This window comes from Phenylobacterium sp. (assembly GCF_036677185.1).
Taxonomy (GTDB): domain Bacteria; phylum Pseudomonadota; class Alphaproteobacteria; order Caulobacterales; family Caulobacteraceae; genus Phenylobacterium.
In genome coordinates this window covers 72,119-90,321 of the sequence record NZ_JAKFEN010000038.1, presented here as the reverse complement: position 1 = coordinate 90,321, position 18,203 = coordinate 72,119, and the positions used below count along the sequence as shown (strand labels likewise).

At 69.7% G+C, this 18,203-nt stretch carries 20 protein-coding genes; 15 read left to right on the top strand and 5 right to left on the bottom strand.

What is annotated here, in order from left to right:
- The first annotated feature begins 16 nt into the window (after positions 1-16).
- A complete protein-coding gene (locus tag V6M51_RS19910; protein ID WP_332769983.1) occupies positions 17-2,005 on the top strand; it encodes an alpha/beta hydrolase family protein in 1,989 nt (662 codons plus the stop codon).
- On the opposite strand, the gene V6M51_RS19905 is transcribed toward V6M51_RS19910, so the two are convergent.
- Positions 2,002-2,739, bottom strand: a complete 738-nt coding sequence (locus V6M51_RS19905) for a HesA/MoeB/ThiF family protein (RefSeq protein ID WP_332769982.1) — start codon at positions 2,737-2,739, stop codon at positions 2,002-2,004. The genes V6M51_RS19910 and V6M51_RS19905 overlap by 4 nt on opposite strands.
- A gap of 41 nt (positions 2,740-2,780) precedes the next feature.
- On the opposite strand from V6M51_RS19905, the gene hslV reads away from it, so the two are divergent.
- From hslV to V6M51_RS19885, 4 genes are all read left to right on the top strand, one after another.
- A complete protein-coding gene (hslV, locus tag V6M51_RS19900; RefSeq protein ID WP_332770030.1) occupies positions 2,781-3,326 on the top strand; it encodes an ATP-dependent protease subunit HslV in 546 nt (181 codons plus the stop codon).
- 84 nt (positions 3,327-3,410) lie between these two features.
- Positions 3,411-4,250: a DUF4440 domain-containing protein gene (locus V6M51_RS19895; RefSeq protein ID WP_332769981.1), complete on the top strand. Its 840-nt coding sequence runs from the start codon at positions 3,411-3,413 to the stop codon at positions 4,248-4,250.
- Between the two features lie 43 nt (positions 4,251-4,293).
- On the top strand, positions 4,294-5,601 hold the full coding sequence (gene hslU / locus V6M51_RS19890; RefSeq protein ID WP_332769980.1) for an ATP-dependent protease ATPase subunit HslU: 1,308 nt from the start codon (positions 4,294-4,296) through the stop codon (positions 5,599-5,601).
- A gap of 209 nt (positions 5,602-5,810) precedes the next feature.
- Positions 5,811-6,653, top strand: a complete 843-nt coding sequence (locus V6M51_RS19885) for a hypothetical protein (protein ID WP_332769979.1) — start codon at positions 5,811-5,813, stop codon at positions 6,651-6,653.
- Here V6M51_RS19885 and V6M51_RS19880 read toward each other — a convergent pair.
- Positions 6,650-7,120: a DUF2244 domain-containing protein gene (locus V6M51_RS19880; RefSeq protein WP_332769978.1), complete on the bottom strand. Its 471-nt coding sequence runs from the start codon at positions 7,118-7,120 to the stop codon at positions 6,650-6,652. The two genes, V6M51_RS19885 and V6M51_RS19880, sit on opposite strands and share 4 nt — an antisense overlap.
- Before the next feature lie 77 nt (positions 7,121-7,197).
- Here V6M51_RS19880 and nth point away from each other — a divergent pair, with 77 nt between their 5' ends.
- The 4 genes from nth to V6M51_RS19860 all read left to right on the top strand — a co-directional run bounded on the left by nth (position 7,198) and on the right by V6M51_RS19860 (position 11,672).
- Positions 7,198-7,875: an endonuclease III gene (gene nth / locus V6M51_RS19875; RefSeq protein WP_332769977.1), complete on the top strand. Its 678-nt coding sequence runs from the start codon at positions 7,198-7,200 to the stop codon at positions 7,873-7,875.
- Positions 7,872-8,783, top strand: coding sequence for a transcriptional regulator GcvA (gene gcvA / locus V6M51_RS19870; RefSeq protein ID WP_332769976.1), 912 nt, complete (start codon positions 7,872-7,874; stop codon positions 8,781-8,783). The genes nth and gcvA overlap by 4 nt, the downstream gene beginning before the upstream one ends.
- A 260-nt stretch (positions 8,784-9,043) precedes the next feature.
- A complete protein-coding gene (locus V6M51_RS19865; protein ID WP_332769975.1) occupies positions 9,044-11,053 on the top strand; it encodes a transglycosylase domain-containing protein in 2,010 nt (669 codons plus the stop codon).
- Positions 11,054-11,504: 451 nt separating this feature from the next.
- Entirely contained in the window at positions 11,505-11,672 is a 168-nt protein-coding gene (locus tag V6M51_RS19860) for a hypothetical protein (RefSeq protein WP_332769974.1), read from the top strand.
- A gap of 100 nt (positions 11,673-11,772) precedes the next feature.
- On the opposite strand, the gene V6M51_RS19855 is transcribed toward V6M51_RS19860, so the two are convergent.
- A complete protein-coding gene (locus V6M51_RS19855) occupies positions 11,773-12,060 on the bottom strand; it encodes a hypothetical protein (protein ID WP_332769973.1) in 288 nt (95 codons plus the stop codon).
- A gap of 129 nt (positions 12,061-12,189) precedes the next feature.
- On the opposite strand from V6M51_RS19855, the gene V6M51_RS19850 reads away from it, so the two are divergent.
- The 6 genes from V6M51_RS19850 to V6M51_RS19825 are packed head-to-tail and all read left to right on the top strand — an operon-like array spanning position 12,190 to position 16,252.
- Positions 12,190-13,179, top strand: a complete 990-nt coding sequence (locus V6M51_RS19850; RefSeq protein ID WP_332769972.1) for an adenosine kinase — start codon at positions 12,190-12,192, stop codon at positions 13,177-13,179.
- A complete protein-coding gene (hisB, locus tag V6M51_RS19845) occupies positions 13,180-13,770 on the top strand; it encodes an imidazoleglycerol-phosphate dehydratase HisB (RefSeq protein ID WP_332769971.1) in 591 nt (196 codons plus the stop codon).
- A gap of 10 nt (positions 13,771-13,780) precedes the next feature.
- Positions 13,781-14,413, top strand: a complete 633-nt coding sequence (hisH, locus tag V6M51_RS19840) for an imidazole glycerol phosphate synthase subunit HisH (RefSeq protein WP_332769970.1) — start codon at positions 13,781-13,783, stop codon at positions 14,411-14,413.
- Complete coding sequence (gene hisA / locus V6M51_RS19835) at positions 14,410-15,132, top strand: 1-(5-phosphoribosyl)-5-[(5-phosphoribosylamino)methylideneamino]imidazole-4-carboxamide isomerase (protein ID WP_332769969.1); 723 nt, start codon at positions 14,410-14,412, stop codon at positions 15,130-15,132. The genes hisH and hisA overlap by 4 nt, the downstream gene beginning before the upstream one ends.
- A complete protein-coding gene (gene hisF, locus V6M51_RS19830; RefSeq protein ID WP_332769968.1) occupies positions 15,132-15,923 on the top strand; it encodes an imidazole glycerol phosphate synthase subunit HisF in 792 nt (263 codons plus the stop codon). Before hisA ends, hisF begins: the two co-directional genes overlap by 1 nt.
- The gene (locus tag V6M51_RS19825; RefSeq protein ID WP_332769967.1) at positions 15,920-16,252 is read left to right on the top strand and encodes a phosphoribosyl-ATP diphosphatase; all 333 of its coding nucleotides are present in this window, start codon (positions 15,920-15,922) and stop codon (positions 16,250-16,252) included. Before hisF ends, V6M51_RS19825 begins: the two co-directional genes overlap by 4 nt.
- Before the next feature lie 90 nt (positions 16,253-16,342).
- Here V6M51_RS19825 and V6M51_RS19820 read toward each other — a convergent pair whose 3' ends face one another.
- Both V6M51_RS19820 and V6M51_RS19815 read right to left on the bottom strand, forming a co-directional pair.
- On the bottom strand, positions 16,343-17,485 hold the full coding sequence (locus tag V6M51_RS19820) for a hypothetical protein (protein ID WP_332769966.1): 1,143 nt from the start codon (positions 17,483-17,485) through the stop codon (positions 16,343-16,345).
- Positions 17,486-17,505: 20 nt separating this feature from the next.
- Positions 17,506-18,189 (bottom strand): helix-turn-helix domain-containing protein, encoded by a 684-nt coding sequence (locus V6M51_RS19815; protein ID WP_332769965.1) that lies wholly within the window; start codon positions 18,187-18,189, stop codon positions 17,506-17,508.
- Positions 18,190-18,203: the final 14 nt, after the last annotated feature.

Genomic DNA, 18,203 nt, shown 5'->3' with positions numbered 1-18,203 from the left:
TGTTGGGGGATAACTCATGTTCACGAGACGCGCGGCGCTTGCCGCAGGCGCCGGTCTGGCGCTGGCCGGTTCGGCGCGCGCGGCGGAGGGGATCAGGCCGCCCACCGTCGAGGAACTGACCCGTCCGGCCATGAACCGCGGCGCGGCCCTGTCGCGCGACGGCAAGCGGATCGCCTTGCTGCACGAGCTTCGCGAGGGCGGGCGGCGGCTGGCCTATGTCAGCCTGATCTCGGCGGACAATTTCGACGCCCCCGCGGTCCGGGTCATTGTCGGCAACTACGATGTCGAGGACGTCGTCTGGGCCAATGACGAACGCCTGCTGATCTCTGTGCTCATGGAGCGCGAGGAGGACTACATGCCGACCGGCACGCGGTTCGGCACGACCTTCAACACCAGCGTCCGCCGGACCTTGAGCGTCGGTCTCGACGGGAGCCCGCCGGCCATCATGTTCGGCGCCGACCGGTCCTTCCTGCAGACCAACTTCAACCTGAGCTACGTCGTGGACATGCTGCCCGACGACCCCCGGCGCATCCTGATGCGGGCTTGGGAGCCGCAGGGCCAAACCCGGGCCCTGTACTCCGTCGACGTCTATACCGGCGAGGCGACCTTCCTGGAACGCGGCGGGCCGGCCACCGACGACTGGTCGATCCAGGATGGCAAGCCCCTGCTGCGCTGGGACTACAATAGCCGCGGCACGGCCGGCGCCCTCTATGGCCGCTCGCCCGGCGAGACCGAATGGAAGCTGATCCGCAACATCGCCCGCTATGACGGCTTCAATCGGCCCGATTTCGACGTGGTCGGCTACACCGAGCAGGCCGGCGTCTTCCTGGCCGTTCACCGCGCCGACGGCGAGAACACCGCCAGTCTTCGGCCCTTCGACATCCGCAGCATGGCGTTCGGCGCGCCGGTCGCCGTGCGTCCCGATCGCGACACCGAGGGCGCCCTGACCGACGAGCGGGGCCGCTACCTCGCCGCGATCTCCACCGACGACCGGGTGGTCTACAATTTCGCCGACAAGACCCTGGGCGCCCACGTCCGGGGCGTCGAGGCCTTCTTCCAGAAGACCTGCAATGTACGGATCACGGAGCTGAGCGAGGACCGCACGCGGTTCATGGCCCGGGTCAGCGGCCCGCGCGTGCAGGGCGCCTACTATTTCTACGACGTCGCGGCGCGGCGCCTGGAGCCGGTGGCCGTCGCCAAGCCCTGGCTCAAGGAGGAGAGCCTGGCGCCGGTCGAGACCCTGGACGTGCGGACTCGCGACGACGCGACCATACGGGCCTATCTGACCGTCCCTCTGGCTTCGGGGCCGCGGCCCCTGGTGGTGATGCCGCACGGCGGGCCGGTGGCGCGTGACAGCTACGACTTCGACCTTTTCGCCCAAGCCTTCGCGGCCCAGGGCTGGCTTGTGCTGCAGCCCAATTTCCGCGGCTCAGGCGGCTATGGCCGCGCCTTCGCCGAAGCCGGCGACGGCCGCTGGGGTGACCGCATGCAGGAGGATGTGGAGGACGCCGTGGCCCAGGTCCTGGGCAGCGGCCGGGCGGACCCGAAACGCGTGGCCATCTGTGGGGCGAGCTATGGCGGCTACGCGGCCTTGATGGGCGCGGTCCGGCGACCCGAACTCTACCGCTCCGTGGTGTCCATCGCCGGGGTGAGCGACCTGCCGGAATTCCTCGCCGACCGACGCCGGGACGGGGAGGACTCGCCCTATTACAAGCTCTGGGTGGCGCGGATTGGCGACCCGGCCAAGGACGCCGAGCGCCTGGCGACCGCATCGCCGCGCCGACGGGCGAAGGAGGCCCAGGCCCCGGTCCTGCTGATCCATGGTCTGGATGACTACGTGGTCTCGCCGGACCAGTCGAGGATGATGGCCTCGGCGCTCAAGGCGGCGGGCAAGCGGGTCGAGCTGATGACCCTGCGGGAGACCGGCCACAACGGCTGGGAGCCGAAGGTGGAGAAGCAGGTGCTGGAGGCGTGCGTCGCCTTCATCGCCAAGAGCTTCACCTAGCCGCCGCAGACCTCGCACTCGGGATCCGCGCCGATCCTGACCGTCCGGGTCTCGGCGGCCAGGGCGTCGTAGATCAGCAGGCGGCCAGCCAGGGGGTCGCCGGCGCTGGTGATCAGCTTGATCGCCTCCAGGGCCATCATCGAGCCGACCACCCCGGCCAGGGCGCCGACCACGCCCACCGCCGAACAGGTCTCGGCCTCGGGCGGAATCTCCGGGACCAGGCAACGATAGCAGGGCCGGCCGCGGAACACCCCCACCTGCCCGGTCCAGCGGCCGATGGCCCCGGAGACCAGGGTCCGCTCATGGGCCACACAGGCGGCGTTGACCGCGAAGCGGGTGGCGAAGTCGTCGGTGCCGTCCAGCACCAGGTCGACGCCCTCCACCAACGGCCCGGCGTTGCAGCGCTCCAGGTGCAGCGGGGCGCAGTCCACATGGACATGGGGATTGAGCCCCCGCAGGCGTTCGGCGGCGGCCTCCACCTTCAGCCGGCCCACATCGGCGTCGGCATAGATCACCTGGCGCTGCAGGTTGGAGCTGTCCACCACGTCGGGATCGGCCAGCACGATGCGCCCTACCCCGGCGGCGGCCAGGTAGAGGGCCGCGGGCGCGCCCAGGCCCCCCGCGCCGACGATCAGCACACTGGCGGCCTTCAGCCGCTGCTGGCCCGGACCGCCCACCTCGCGCAGCACCAGATGGCGGGCGTAGCGTTCGACTTCGTCGTCGGTGAAACTCATCGCGCTTGACCTTACACGCGGCCCTGACCACATCGCAGGACATGACGAACAGCAATTTTCCGGACTGGCACGGCACGACCATCCTGGCGGTGCGCAAGGATGGCAAGACCGTGATCGCCGGCGACGGCCAGGTCTCGATGGGCCAAACCATCGTCAAGGGCAACGCCCGAAAGGTCCGCGCCCTGGCGGGCGGCAAGGTGCTGGCGGGTTTCGCCGGCGCCACGGCCGACGCCTTCACCCTCATCGAGCGCCTGGAAGCCAAGCTGGAGCAGTATCCCGACCAGCTCGCCCGGGCCTGCGTCGACCTGGCCAAGGACTGGCGCACCGACCGCTATCTCCGCCGGCTGGAGGCCATGTTGCTGGTGGCCGATAAGGACGCCATCTTCACCGTCACCGGGGTCGGCGACGTGTTGGAACCGGAGAGCGGCATGGCCGCCATCGGCTCGGGCGGCAACTACGCCCTGGCCGCCGCCCTGGCGCTTTCTGACAGTGCGTTGTCAGCCGAGGAGGTGGCCCGCAAGGCCATGGCGATCGCCGCCAAGATCTGCGTCTACACCAACGGCGAACTGACCGTCGAAACGCTCTGAGCCCGCGTCGGATCGGCGGTTTTCGCGTTTTCGCCGCGCGGCCGACGGCGCATGGTCACGCCTGAGCCTCTCCGGAGAGACCGCGTGCGCCTGATCCTCGTCCTCGCCCTGTTCGCCACGCCGGCCGCGGCCCAGGTCGATCCCGCTCCGGTGGTCGCCGCCGAGCGGGCCTTCGCCGCCGACGGCCTGGCCCTGGGCGTGCGCGACTCGTTCCTCAAGCACTCGGCGCCCGAGGCCATCGTCTTCCAGCCGGACCTGGCCAAGGTCCACGACACCTTCCCCAAGCTGCCGGACGACAAGGGCGGATCGCCGCTGGCCTGGTGGCCGCTCTGGGCGGGAATCGCCGTCTCCGGCGATCTCGGCTTCACCAGCGGGCCCTATACCGTGGGCGGCAAGCCCGGCGGCTACTACTTCACCGTCTGGCGCAAGCAGGCCGACGGCGGCTGGAAATGGATCTATGACGGCGGGCCGGGCAGCGATCCGGCCGGCGCGGCGCCGGCGGGAAGCCCGGTGGCCTATCTGCCCTTGGCCACCGCCAAGGCCGGTTCGGCTGAGAAGGCCAAGGCGCAGGTCGCGGCCCTGGAAGCCAAGCTCAACGCCGCGGCGGCGATCGACCTGGCCCGGGCCTTCAGGCCCGTGACGGCGGCGGACGGGCGGATCGCCGGCTCGCGCGCCGCGCCGGAAAACAGCCCCGCCGGCCAAGCCCGCGAACTGGCGACGCGGCCGAAGACCATGGCCCTGCGCGCCGTGGGCTCCGAGGCGTCCAAGGCCGGAGACCTGGTCTGGACCCACGGCGAAGCCGCCTGGGTCCGTGACGGCCAGCCCCGCGAAGGGCGCTACATCCGGGTCTGGCAGGACCGCAGGGGCGGCTGGAAACTGGTCTATGACGCCATCCTGCCCAGTCCACCCAAGCCCCCGGCCTGACGACGGTAGGTGACATGACCGCGCGGACGCCTATATCGCGGGGATGACCGAGTTTTCTCCCCGCGAAATCGTCTCCGAGCTCGACCGCTTCATCGTCGGCCACGCCGAGGCCAAGAAGGCCGTGGCCGTGGCCCTGCGCAACCGCTGGCGCCGCCGCCGGGTCCCCGCAGACCTACGCGACGAGGTGACGCCCAAGAACATCCTGCTGATCGGCCCCACCGGGGTCGGCAAGACCGAGATCGCCCGGCGGCTGGCCAAGCTGGCCCACGCCCCGTTCCTCAAGGTCGAGGCCACCAAGTTCACCGAGGTCGGCTATGTGGGCCGCGACGTCGACCAGATCGTCCGCGACCTGGTGGAGAGCGCCATGGCCATGGTGCGCGACAAGCGCCGCGCCGCCGTCCGCGCCCGGGCCGAGGCCTCGGCGGAGGAGCGGCTGCTGGACGCCCTCACCGGCCCTGGCTCCACCGCCGCCCGCGACAGCTTCCGCAAGAAGCTCCGCGCGGGCGAGTTGGACGACAAGGAGGTCGAGCTGACCCTGGCCGACACCGGCGGCGGCATGCCCACCTTCGAGATTCCCGGCCAGCCCGGCGCTTCGATGGGGGTGCTGAACCTGTCGGAGATGATGGGCAAGGCCTTCGGCGGGCGCACCAAGACCCACAAGACCACGGTCTCCGGCGCCTGGGCGCCGTTGATCGCCGAGGAGAGCGACAAGCTGCTCGACCAGGAGGCCCTCACCCAGGAGGCCCTGGCTCTGGCCGAGAACGAGGGCATCGTCTTCCTCGACGAGATCGACAAGGTGGCCTCCTCCCGCGAGCGCTCCGGCGGGGCCGACGTCTCCCGCGAGGGCGTCCAGCGCGACCTGTTGCCGCTCATCGAAGGCACCACCGTCTCCACCAAGTACGGGCCGGTGAAGACCGACCACGTGCTGTTCATCGCCTCGGGCGCCTTCCACGTGGCCAAGCCCTCGGACCTGCTGCCCGAGCTGCAGGGCCGCCTGCCGATCCGGGTGGAGCTGAAGGCGCTCAGCCGCGACGACTTCCGCCGCATCCTCACCGAACCCGAGGCCAACCTGATCCGCCAGAACCAGGCCCTGCTGGCCACCGAGGGGGTGACGCTCACCTTCACCGAGGACGCCATCGACGCCATGGCCGACGCCGCGGTCACCGTGAACAACGCCGTGGAGAACATCGGCGCCCGCCGGTTGCAGACCGTGATCGAGAAGGTGCTGGAGGAGATCAGCTACACCGCCTCCGACCGCGGTGGCGACACGGTGGCGGTGGACGCCGCCTATGTGAAGGCCCGCGTCGGCGACCTGGCCAAGAACACCGATCTCAGCCGGTTCATCCTGTAGGAGCCCCACACACTCCTCCGATCGTCATGGCCGGCCTCCGTGCCGGCCACCCATAGACGCCGACCTCGGAGATATGCCTGGGACAATCGTGTTCATGGGTCGCCGGGACAGGGCCCGGCGATGACGATTTGGGTTGGGCGGCGGATTGCCGCTTGTCCTCCGCGCCGCATTCGGCGCTGAATTCCCTGTCGCCGCAGGGGAACTCGCGCATGCAGGTCGAACTCGCCGAGGAACGGGTGTTCCGGATGACCGACCGGTTCACCCTTGAGCACGCCGAGGGCCGGGCCTGGTCCAAGCGGATCGAGGCCTTCGGGGCCATGGCGCGGGTCACCGGCCTGTTCGCCCAGCCGAAGGACGACGAGTTCGAGGTCGTCTATCGCGAGAGCCGCCTGCAGCCGTTCTGGCGGCTGACCGTGTCGACCTCCACGACCTATGAGCGGGCCCGCGACTACGAGATGAAGGTCCTGCCCGAGGTCCGCCAGGTGACCATCGGCGAGCAGGTGCTGCCGGTGGTCGCCGGCCAGTTCAAGGTCCGCGGCCTGGAGAGCTGCAAGGAGGAGACCCGCCGCGAGACCCTGATCGACGGGCTCTCCAAGCAGGTCGCGCCCGGCCTCTCAGCCTATCTGCAGCACGACGCCATCGAGATCGACGCCGATGCGCTTGCCGCCGCCACGGCCGAGGGCCTGGTGGTGGTGCCGCCCGAGGCCAAGGCCTCCATGGTGGTGCGCGACGTCATCGCCGCGGCCATCGGCAAGATCGACGCCGACCGGGTGCTGGAGGAGCTGGTGCGGGTGGAGGCGGTGGACCTCTACTACCGGCCCGTCCACGCCTTCCGCTATCGGCGGGCCGGCAAGGAGGCGGTGGTGGAGTTCGACGCGGTGACCGGCGAGGTCCGCACCGGCGGCGTCACCTTCGAGCAGTACCTGGGCAAGGTGATGGACACCCAGTTCCTGCTGGATGTCGGCGCCGAGACCCTGAACATGGTCATCCCCGGCGCCAATCTGGCCAAGATGATGATCGTCAAGGGCATGGCCCTGCGCGAGAAACGCTAACCCCGCCGCGCCTCGTAGATCGCCCATTCCAGATGACGCGCGAAGTCGGCGCGCTCGGGAGGGCTCAGCGCCATGGCCACCGAGGCGTGGCGGCCGGAGACCGCCAGGCGTACGGCCTGGACCACCTCGTCCTCGTCGAGCTCGAGGGCGACGCGGGTGAAGGCGGTCGGGCTTTCCCAGACCACCTCGCTGCTGTTCGGCGTCTCGCGCACCACTCGCACCTCGCGGGACGTGACCTGCACGCGCTCGACCCGGCGGGCCGCGGCATAGCTGGCCAGGAAGGCGGCGATCACCGCCAGGACGTCCAGACCCAGGAAGAACGGCACCAGGGTCGCGCCCATGGCCAGGAAGACCGCGGCGGCCGCGCAGTTGAAAAAGGTGACGATACAGATCAGCACGATGAACCCCCGCTGCGACAAGGAGCGGTTGGGGGTGATCACGGCGTCCATATAGACGAGGCCATCCATCGCCCGCAGACCATAGACCTGTTTGCCCGGACGCCAAGCTCTTGGCGCCCTGACCGACGCAAGCGATGGTCGGCGCCATGGCCAAGCCCCCCGCCAAGCGCAAGCCGCTTCCCTCCGCCGAAAAGGCGCGGATCGAGGAGATCTTCCACCGCTTCCTGGCGCTGTCGGACGACCCGCGCACCGAGCTCAACTACGACAGCCCCTACACCCTGGTCACCGCGGTGGCGCTCTCGGCCCAGGCCACCGACGTCTCGGTGAACAAGGCCACGGCCAAGCTGTTCGCCGTGGCCGACACGCCGGAGAAGATGCTGGCGCTCGGCGAGGAGGGACTGATCCCCCACATCGCCTCGATCGGCCTCTACCGGACCAAGGCCAGGAACGTCCTGGCCGCCGCCCGCATGATCATGGAGCAGCACGACGGCGAGGTGCCCCTGACCCGCGAGGCCCTGCAGGCCCTGCCCGGCGTGGGCCGCAAGACCGCCAGCGTGGTGCTGAACGAGCTGCGCATCGAGCCGGCCATCGCCGTCGACACCCACGTCTTCCGTGTGGCCCACCGGCTGAAGCTCTCGACGGGAAAGACTCCGGACCAGGTCGAGGCCGACCTGATGGCCGCGGTCCCCGAGCCCTATCTGACCCGGGCCCACCACTGGCTGATCCTGCACGGCCGCTACACCTGCGTGGCGCGGCGGCCCAAGTGCGAGGATTGCCCGGTGGCCGACCTCTGCCCGTCGAAGCTGCTGTTCGTCGCCCCGTGACCGCCCGCCTGCCGCTCAATCCCCTGCGCGTCTTCGACGCCTGTGCGCGGCACGGCAGCTTCCTGAAGGCGGCCGAGGAGCTCAACATCACTCCCGGCGCGGTCTCGCGGCAGATCAAGACGCTGGAGGCCGAGCTGGAGGTCCGGCTGTTCGACCGCTTCAACCGCGCGGTGCGGCTGACCGAGTCGGGCCGCCAGCTGGCGACCGGCGTGCGGCAGGGCTTCCTCACCCTGCAAAGCTCGGTGGACGCGGTGCGGTCCCGTCGCGACGCGCCCTTGGTGGTCTCCGTGGTCCATTCCCTGGCGGCCAAATGGCTGGTGCCGCGGCTGCAGCACTTCCAGCAGCGCCACCCGGACGTCCAGATCCTGATCGACGCCTCCGACGCCCCGGCGGACCTCGCCCGCGACGGCGTCGACGTGGCGATCCGGCTGGGCAAAGGCCCCTATCCCGGCCTGCACGAGACTCACCTGATCGAGACCATGCTGGTCCCGGTCTGCAGCCCCGACCTGCTGGCGCGCTACGGGCCGCTCGACACGCCCCATGACCTGGCCCGGGCGCCGCTGCTCCACGACATCCGCATGGCGCAGAACGAACCCACCTGGCCGGAATGGCTGGCCGCCGCCGGAGCGCCGGAGGTGGACACCGGGACCGGCCCGCAGTTCTCCAACTCCTATCTGGCCATCGAGGCGGCGCTCAGCGGCCGCGGGGTGGCGCTCGCCCAGGAGGCCATGATCCTGGACGACCTGGCGTCCGGCCGGCTGGTCAAGCCCTTCGGCGTCACCCTGGAAAGCCCGTTCAGCCACTGGGTCCTGTCGCTGCCGGAAAAGGCCGACCAACCCAGCATCCGCCGCTTCCGGACCTGGCTTCTCGACCAGGCCGCCGCCGACGGCTTGCCGCGCCGGAGTTGATCTGAGATCACCTGAACGGCCTATTGGTCGTTTGTCACGCAGAGGCCGAAAGCGTTTGATCCTGGGCGTAAACCTCAACTCAGGAGCCTCCCCATGTCCTGCACATACTCCGATCCCGCCCCCGCCAAGACGCCCCGCGTCCTGCACGACATCGTCCTCTTCGTCGCCATCGCCGTCATCGCCGCCCCGCTGTTCCTGCTGGCGCTCGCGTAACGCGCGCGGGGGCTTGCCCCCCTTTTCCGGCTCGGCCATGAGTTGGTATGGCCGACGCCCCTCCAGTCATACCCGGTGAAGGCCAGGCGGCGGCAAGGCGGCGACCCGTCAACTGGCCGCTGGCCGGCGCGGTCGCCCTGCTGATCATCAATCTGCTGCTGGGCGGCTGGGCGGCTTTCGACCTCGCCTTCCTGCGCGACCTGCCGCCCATGCCCAAGCGCGAAGCCCTGTGGGCCATGGGCCGCCCGGCGGGGATCACCTTCCTCGGACCCGACGGACAGGTTGTGGCCTATCGGGGTCCGCGCCACGGCCAGGCGGTGAAGCTGGCCGAGTTGCCGGCCCATGTGCCGCTGGCCTTCCTGGCCATAGAGGACCGCCGGTTCTACCAGCATGGCCCGGTCGATCTGCACGCCATCCTTCGCGCCGCCTGGACCAATCAGCAGGCCGGCCACACGGTGGAAGGCGGCTCGACCCTGAGCCAGCAGCTCGCCCGGACCCTGTTCCTCGCGCCGGACAAGACCCTGCGCCGCAAGGTGCAGGAGACCATATTGGCGGCCCGCCTGGAGCGGATGCTCACCAAGGACGAGGTGCTGGAGCTCTATCTGAACCGCATCTATTTCGGCGACCGCGCCTATGGGATCTCGGCGGCGGCCCAGACCTATTTCGGCAAGCCGGCCTCGGACCTGACCCTGTCGGAGGCGGCGCTGCTGGCCGCCCTGCCCCGCGCGCCCAGCAAGCTCGCCCCCAGCAACGATCCCACCGCCGCCTGGGCCCGCGCCCGCATCGTGCTGGAACGGCTGGCGGAGATGGACTGGATCGATCCCAAGACCGCCCGCGCCGCCGCAGCCGGCCCGCCGCCGGCCATCGTCCAGGAGGCCATGGGCCGCGAGGGCGACATGGGTTGGGCGCTCGACGCCGCCCAGGCCCAGGCGCTGGCCCTGGTGGGCGATCAGACCCCGGACCTGATCATCCGCCTGACTGTCGACCCGCTCGCCCAGGCCAAGGCCGCGGCCATCGTGCGCGGCGCCATGGCCGGGGAGGGACGCCGGCGCGGCGCGCGCCAGGCCGCCCTGGTGGCCATGGCCCCCGATGGCGCGATCCGCGCCATGATCGGCGGGGTCAGCCGCGACACCGACCGCTTCAACCGGGTGATCCAGGCCCGGCGCCAGCCCGGCTCGGCCATCAAGCCCATCGTCTGGGCCGCCGCCCTGGAGCGCGGCGTCAGGCCGCTGGACCGGCGCGACGACGCTCCGATCCGCGTGGGCGCCTGGCGGCCGCGGAACTATGGCGGCGGCTATCGCGGCGAGGTCACGGTCCAGGCCGCACTCATCCAGTCGATCAACACCGTCTCGGTGCGGCTGGCGCGGGAGACCGGCTTCGAAGAGGTGGGGGCCCTGGCCCGCCGCTTCGGCCTGGTGGAGACCCCGGCCCATCCCCTGCCCTCCCTGGCGCTCGGCGCCTACGAGGTCAGCCTGCTGCAGCTGGCCGGCGCATATCAGGTGCTGCAGACCGGCGGCGGACAGAGCCGGCCCTACCTGATCTCCAGCATCAGCGACGCGCGCGGCCACCTGCTCTACGCCCGCAACGCCAGCGAGCCGATCCCGGTCTATCCGGTGTTCGAGGCCGCCCAGATGGTGCGGATGATGGAAGGCGTCATCCGTTCAGGCACGGCGCGTGGCGCGGGCTTCGGCCGTCCGGCCGCCGGCAAGACCGGCACCAGCCAGGACCACCGCGACGCCTGGTTCGTCGGCTTCACGCCGGACTGGCTCTGCGCGGTCTGGGTCGGCAATGACGACAATCGGCCGATGGCCAGGGTGACTGGCGGCCAGATCCCCGCCGACATCTGGCGTCGCTTCATGGTCGAGGCCCATCGCGGCCTGCCCGTCCGCGACTTCGACTGGTTCCCGGCCATACTGCCGCCGGAAATCCCGGCCGACGAACCGGAGCAGCCGCGGGTCATCCCGGTGCGCCGCGAACAGGCGGTCTCCCCCGACAGCCTCGAGCTCGCCGACGTCTCCGCCCGCGAGCCCGATGCATGGTCTGAGATTCCGTATTGAGGCCGGACGCATCCAATCCCCAGGATCGTCATGGCCGGCCTCTGTGGCGGCCATCCATGCACGCGGCGCTCGGGGAAATTGCCTGGTCAGCTCGTGTGTATGGGTCCCCGCGACGAGCCCTGAAATGACGGGGAGACGCCGCTGCCGACAATATCCGCCGCCCGCGCCGACAACGGGCACGCTGAAGTTGACTCGTGGAATTACATATGTAATCTTTGGGTGTGAAGGAAAGGCCGCAAGGATGTTTGGGCAGGCGCTCGGATCTGTATTCACCGACGCGGCGACGCCTCAAAGGATCGTCCTAGCCATCCTGACGGCTGCAATATTCTTAGCTCCCTTATTGGCCCTTCTTTCACGCTCCAACACCGGCCCTTGGCGTCGCCTGCTCTCCGATCTCCGCATTGCCGGGCCTGCCTTGGGGCTGCTAGTCGGAGCCATGAATAGCTTCCACATGGCCCAGACAATTCGGAAGCTGCCTTTCGACGCAACCGCCAAGCAGTTGGCGCCGGGAGTGCTGGAAGTCTCGACCTTGATCGCGATGGGAGGATTGGTAGGGCTCGTCGCCATCGGGGCGTTGGCTGCGGCTGACGCGACGGTGAGACGCCTGCAGACCCCGTGAATGACGGCTTTGGGTGGTGGGTTCAACTGATCGCCGCCCAGGAATTGCCGGTTCCGGTCAACACACGCCGGGGATGACGATCTGGTAGGGCAGCCAAACCCTAGGTGATCCGCTTGACGCTCACCGGGTCGCTCGATGGGAAGCTTTCTTCCAGGGCCTCGTCCAGAAGGGCTTCCTGGCGGTCCTCGGCCAGGGCTTCCTTATCGGCGAGCTGATCGAATTTTTGGCCCTCGGCCAGGGGTTTCACCTTGCGGGCGTGAGGCGCGAAGCTCCGGTGGTCGCCAAGCCGGGGCTTGCCCTCGACGGCGGCGTCGGCGGCTCCCCCGCCCTGGCCTGTCATCGGATCGCGCGGCTTGGCCTTGGAGATCTCACGGTCGGACGCGGGCATGATCATTCTCCCAACTGAGCCATATGAACTCCTCGGCGCGGCGGGAGTTGCAGGGCCCTTGCGTTGCCCCGGCGGCCTTTTGCCTGTAGTCAGCCCGCCACCGTCCTTCGCAAAAGCTGACCTCCCCACATGCCCGAGCTCTACGACGTCGCCGCCATCGGCAACGCCATCGTCGACGTGATCGCCCCGGCGACCGACGAATTCCTCCGCGAGCAGGCCATGGACAAGGGCGCCATGATGCTGGTGGACGAGGCCCGCAGCGCCGCCCTCTATTCGGCCATGGCGCCTGGCCTCGAGGCCTCGGGCGGCTCGGCGGGCAACACCATCGCCGGGATCGCCTCGTTCGGCGGCCGCGCGGCCTTCCTGGGCAAGGTCGCCGACGACCAGCTCGGCGGCGTCTTCACCCACGACATGCGCGCCATCGGCGCCCATTTCGACACCCCGCCCCTGGTGGGCGGCAAGGCCACCGCGGTCTCGATGATCAACGTCACCCCGGACGGCGAGCGGACCATGTCCACCTTCCTGGGCGCCTCCACCGAGTTCGCCACGGACGACATCGACCCCGCCGTCATCGAGGGCGCCAAGATCGTCTATCTCGAAGGCTACCTTTTCGACGCCGAGGCCGCGCGCCACGCCTTCGCCAAGGCCGCCGGCCTCGCTCGCGCCTCGGGCCGGATGATCGCCATCACCCTTTCCGACGGTTTCGTGGTGGAGCGCCACCGCGAGGCGCTGCTGGGCTTCCTGGAGACCCAGGTCGACCTGGTCTTCGCCAACGACACTGAAATCACCGCCCTTTTCCAGACCGACGACTTCGACGCCGCGGTCGAACAGCTGCGCGGCAAGGTGAAGATCGCCGCCGTCACGCGGGGCGTCCAGGGTTCGGTGATCACCGCCGGCGGCGAAACCTTCACCGTCGACGTGTTCCCGGTGGAGAAAGTCGTGGACACGACGGGCGCTGGCGACCAATACGCAGCCGGGTTCATGTTCGGCCTCGCGACGGGCCGGCCGCTCAATGTCTGCGGCCAGCTGGGTTCGCTCGCGGCCGCCGAGGTGATCTCGCACTACGGCCCGCGTCCGCTGGTGTCCTTGAAGGACCTGGCGGCGTCGAAAGGACTCTAGATGGCCCGCACGGCGGAAGTCGCCCGCAACACCAAAGAGACCCAGATCACGGTCCGCGTCGATCTGGACGGCTCGGGCGTGTCCGATGTCGAGACCGGCATCGGCTTCTTCGACCACATGCTGGACGGTCTCACGCGTTTCAGCGGGATCGACCTCCATGTCCGCACCAAGGGCGACCTGCACATCGACTTCCACCACACCGTGGAAGACACCGGCATCGTCATCGGCCAGGCGATCAAGCAGGCGTTGGACGGCTTCAAGGGCATCCGCCGCTTCGGCCACGCCTATGTCCCGATGGACGAAACCCTGACCCGCTGCGCCCTCGACCTCTGCAACCGGCCCTACCTGATCTGGAAGGTCGCCTTCAAGACCCCGAAGATCGGCGAGATCGACACCGAGCTGTTCAAGGAGTTCCATCAGGCGTTCGCCATGAACTCCGGCGCCTGCGTGCACCTCGAGACCCTCTACGGCGACAACAGCCACCACATCGCCGAAAGCGGTTTCAAGGCCCTGGGCCTCGCCCTGCGCGCGGCCATCGAGCTCGACCCCAAGACCCATGGTCACGCGCCGTCGACCAAGGGCGTGCTCTAGGATCAAACCTATGCAGAGCGTCGCCCTGATCGACTACGGGTCGGGCAATCTCCGCTCGGCCGAAAAGGCCCTCGTCCGCGCGGCGGACGGGTCGGCGGAGATCCGCGTCACCAGCGACCCCGCCGTGATCCTGGCCGCCGACCGCATCGTCCTGCCGGGCGTCGGGGCCTTCGCCGCCTGCATGCGCGCCTTCCAGGCCCGGCCGGGTTTGGAGGCGGCGCTGAACGAAGCTGTGCGGGAGAAGGGGCGGCCCTTCCTCGGCATCTGCGTCGGCATGCAGCTGGTCGCCACCCGGGGCCTGGAGTTCGGCGAGACCAAGGGCCTGGGCTGGATCGCCGGCGACGTGCGCCGCATCGAGCCCGACAATCCCGCCGCCAAGGTCCCGCACATGGGCTGGAACGAGCTGATCGATCCGCGTGGACCGCCGCCGATCGCTGGGATCGGCGAGGCGCCCATGTACTTCACCCACTCGTTCGCCTTCTATCCGGACGACCCCGCCGATGTGGCGGCCTATGTGGACCACGGGGGAAAGTTCCCCGCCGCGGTCGCCAAGGCCAATGTGGCGGGCGTACAATTCCACCCTGAAAAGTCGCAGAGCGCCGGGCTTGCCCTCCTGGCGCGATTCCTGGAGTGGCGACCGTGATCCTCTATCCCGCGATCGACCTGAAAGACGGTCAATGCGTGCGCGTCCTGCACGGCGACCTCAACACCGCCACCGTGTTCAACACCTCTCCGGCCGCCCAGGCGGCCAGCTTCGTGGAGAGCGGGTTCCATTGGGTGCACGTGGTCGACCTGAACGGCGCCGTCCAGGGCCGGGCGATCAATGAGAAGGCCGTCGAGGCGATCCTCGAGGCCGTGTCGATCCCCGTCCAGCTGGGCGGCGGCATCCGTAACCTCAAGGACATCGAACGCTGGATCGAGGCCGGGGTCAGCCGGGTCATCCTCGGAACCATCGCCGTCACCGAGCCGGACATCGTCAAGGAAGCCGCCCGGCTCTGGCCCGAGCAGATCGCCGTCTCGGTGGACGTGCGCGCCGGCAAGGTGGCGACCCAGGGCTGGACCGAGAGCTCCGACCTCGACGCGGTCACGGTGGCCCGCCGCTTCGAGGACGCCGGGGTCGGCGCCCTGATCATCACCGACATCGACCGCGACGGCACGGTCATGGGCTTCAATGTCGAGGCCTTCGGGGCGATCGCCGACGCGGTGGCCATTCCCGTCATCGCCGCGGGCGGCCTGGCCAGCGTCGAGGACATCGTGCGGCTGAAGGCCCGCAAGGGCGTGCCGATCGCCGGCGCGGTCCTGGGCCGGGCGCTCTACAACGGCGCCATCTCGCCCGAGGAAGCCCTCAAGGTCGCCGCCTGATGTTGAAGGTGCGCGTCATCCCCTGCCTGGACGTCAAGGACGGCCGCGTGGTGAAGGGCGTGAACTTCGTGGCCCTGCGCGACGCCGGCGATCCGGTGGAGCAGGCAAGAGCCTATGACGCGGCCGGGGCCGACGAGCTGATGTTCCTGGACATCACCGCCAGCCATGAACGCCGCGGCGCCATCCTCGACGTCATCGCCCGCACCGCCGATGTCTGCTTCATGCCGCTCAGCGTCGGCGGCGGCATACGCCAGGTCGAGGACGCCCGGCGCCTGCTGCTGGCCGGGGCCGACAAGATCAGCGTCAACACCGCCGCGGTGGAGAATCGCGACCTGATCAGCGCCTGCGCCGACGCCTTCGGCAGCCAGGCCGTGGTCGTCGCCATCGACGCCAAACACGGTCCCGCCGTGTCCGGCCACGGGCGCAATCACGGCTGGCGGGTGTTCACCTATGGCGGCCGCCACGACACGGGCATCGACGTCGTCGACTACGCGGTCGAGGTGGTGAAGCGCGGGGCCGGTGAGATCCTGTTGACCTCCATGGACCGCGACGGCGCCAAGATCGGCTACGACCTCGACCTGTTGAAAGCGGTGACGAACGCGGTCAACGTGCCGGTCATCGCCTCGGGCGGGGCCGGGAACGCGCAGCACATGGTCGAGGCCGTCACATTGGGCGGCGCCGACGCGGTGCTCGCCGCCTCCATCTTCCATTTCGGCGAGGTCTCGGTTTCCGAGGTCAAACAGGCGATGGCCGCCGCCGCCATCCCGGTCCGCATGGTGGAGCCCGCATGAGCCGTTTCTCTGAGACCCTGGACCGCCTGGCGGCCACCATAGAGAGCCGCCGCGGCGGCGATCCGGCCAGTTCCTACACCGCCAAGCTGCTGTCCGAGGGGCTGGATCGGTCGGCCAAGAAGTTCGGCGAGGAGGCTTTCGAGGCGGTCATCGCCGCCATGCAGGGCGACAAGGACGGCCTGGCCGCCGAGAGCGCCGACCTGATTTATCACTGGCTGGTCCTGCTGGCCCGCTCGGGCGTCAGCCTGGACGAGGTCGCCGCCTGGCTGGAAAGCCGCGAAGGCCGCTCGGGCCTCGAGGAAAAGGCCTGGCGCAAGAAATCGACCTGAGGGAGACGAGGTCCAGTCACCTCCTCTCCCCCCCGAAAGACGGGTGGAGAGGAGGCCATCCGGCGGTCAGCAGAGCCCCATGGGTTTGCTTCACCCCTTGACCGGCGTCACCCACAACTGATCCATGGGCTTGCCCAACACCCTGGCCGCCGCGGCGTGCAGGCTGGCGGGGGCGAGCTTGCCGCCCCTTGCCGCCGCCGACATCCAGGCCTCGAGATCGCCCCCTCTCCGGTCGTAGCCATCGGCTTTCAGCAGGCCGTAGAGGCCCGCGGCCAGGATGTGCATGCCCTGGTCGTTCCGGGTCCAGCGCTCCGCCGCCGGCCGCACCACATAGCCCAGCCGCTCCTGGATGATCTGATCCAGCGCCTGGCAGGTGTCCTCGTTGAGGATGCCGTCCAGCTCGTTGTAGCCCGTGCCCTTGTCCTTCTCCGCCAGGATGCGGGCGAAGAGGGCGTCCTTCTCCAGCACCGCCAGGCAAGCCTTGGCGGTCGGACCGGCCATGTCGAAGGGCGGATGCAGGATCTCGTGGGCCGCGGTCAGGACCATGACCTGGTCGCTGGCGCCCACATGGGCGATGAACCTCTGGCCCTGCACCTTGACCCCATGCGGCCGACAGAACCACGACAGGTCGATCTCGATCTGCGGGTCGAGCCTGCGGCCCAGCAGCCGCTCCTGCTCGGCGATGATGTCGAGCCGCGCCAGCAGCGGGTTGAGTTCGGCGATCCGCCTGGCGGCCGGCGTATCGGCCAAGCCCCTGCGGAACTCCGGAAAGCCCGCGTCGCGCAGGCCGGTCAGCACCAGGCGCAGGCGGTCGCGGCCGGCCAGGAACCGGCCCCAGTCGGCCTCGTCCCAATAGACGCTGGCCTGGAAGGGCGGCTTGAGCACGGTCTCGGCGGCGTCGAGGCTCGCCAGCAGATCTCCGAGGGTCGCCGTCGGCCCGCCAGAGAACACCAGGGTCAGGCCGGGCCAGAGCAGGCCGCCCGCCGCGTCGGCCTCGGCGTGCAGGCTCATGATGGCCTCGACCACCGGGGCCGAAAGCCTCGGCTTGAAGGCGGCCATCTCGGACTCGTAGTAGCGGGCGTAGAAGGGTTTGCCCGAGAGCGGGCCCAGGATGGCGATGGCGTCCAGCCCCTCGGAGCTCTTCACCACCCAGCGGGTGCGGATCGAGGTTTGCGCCAGGGCGGGCGCGGCGAGCAGGGCCAGGGCGGTGGCCAGGAGGGTTCGTCTGAGCATGGCGCAAGCTTGGCGCTGACTCAGGCGGCGGTCTTGCATCCACTTGACCCGCGCCGCCAGGCGCCCGGAGCGTGGCCGGTCAGGTCGCTCACCGCCCGGCTCATATGGGCCTGATCGGCGAAACCGGCTTCCAGGGCCAGGTCGGCCAGCGGCGCGGCGCCGCCGACCACCCCGCGCAGGGCCGCCCGCGCCCGCCCCTCGTAGCGGAACCGTTTAGGGCTGATCCCGAAGGCCCGGCCGAAGCCCCGCGACAGCGTTTCCGCCGCCAAGCCCCGGTCACGAGCCCAGTCGCGCAGGGCCAGGTCGGGATCGGCGGCCAGGTCGCGGGCCAGCAGGTCGGGCCAGTCGAGCGCCTCGGCAGCCATCGGGACCAGGTTCGCCCGCAGCAGGGTTCCGGCCGCGAAGGCGTCGCGTTCGGCCAGCCGCGCCACGGCGTCCGGGTCGGCGATCCGGCCGAAACCCCCGATCAGGCCGCCCAATTCGAGGTTCAGCACCACCGCCCCGCTAGGAGCCACGGCGTTCAGATGGCCGTCGAACATCTCATGGATCGCCACGTCGCCGGCGGCCAGCCGCCGACGCCCAGCCTCACCCGCCTCTTCGTAGCCGCCGCGCAGCACCAGGGCGACATAGGCCCGCTCGTGGCGATGGCGGCCGAACCGCTCGTGTGGGGCCAGGTTCTGGCGGACGGGGGGTTCGGCGACCATGGATCGGTTTTCGC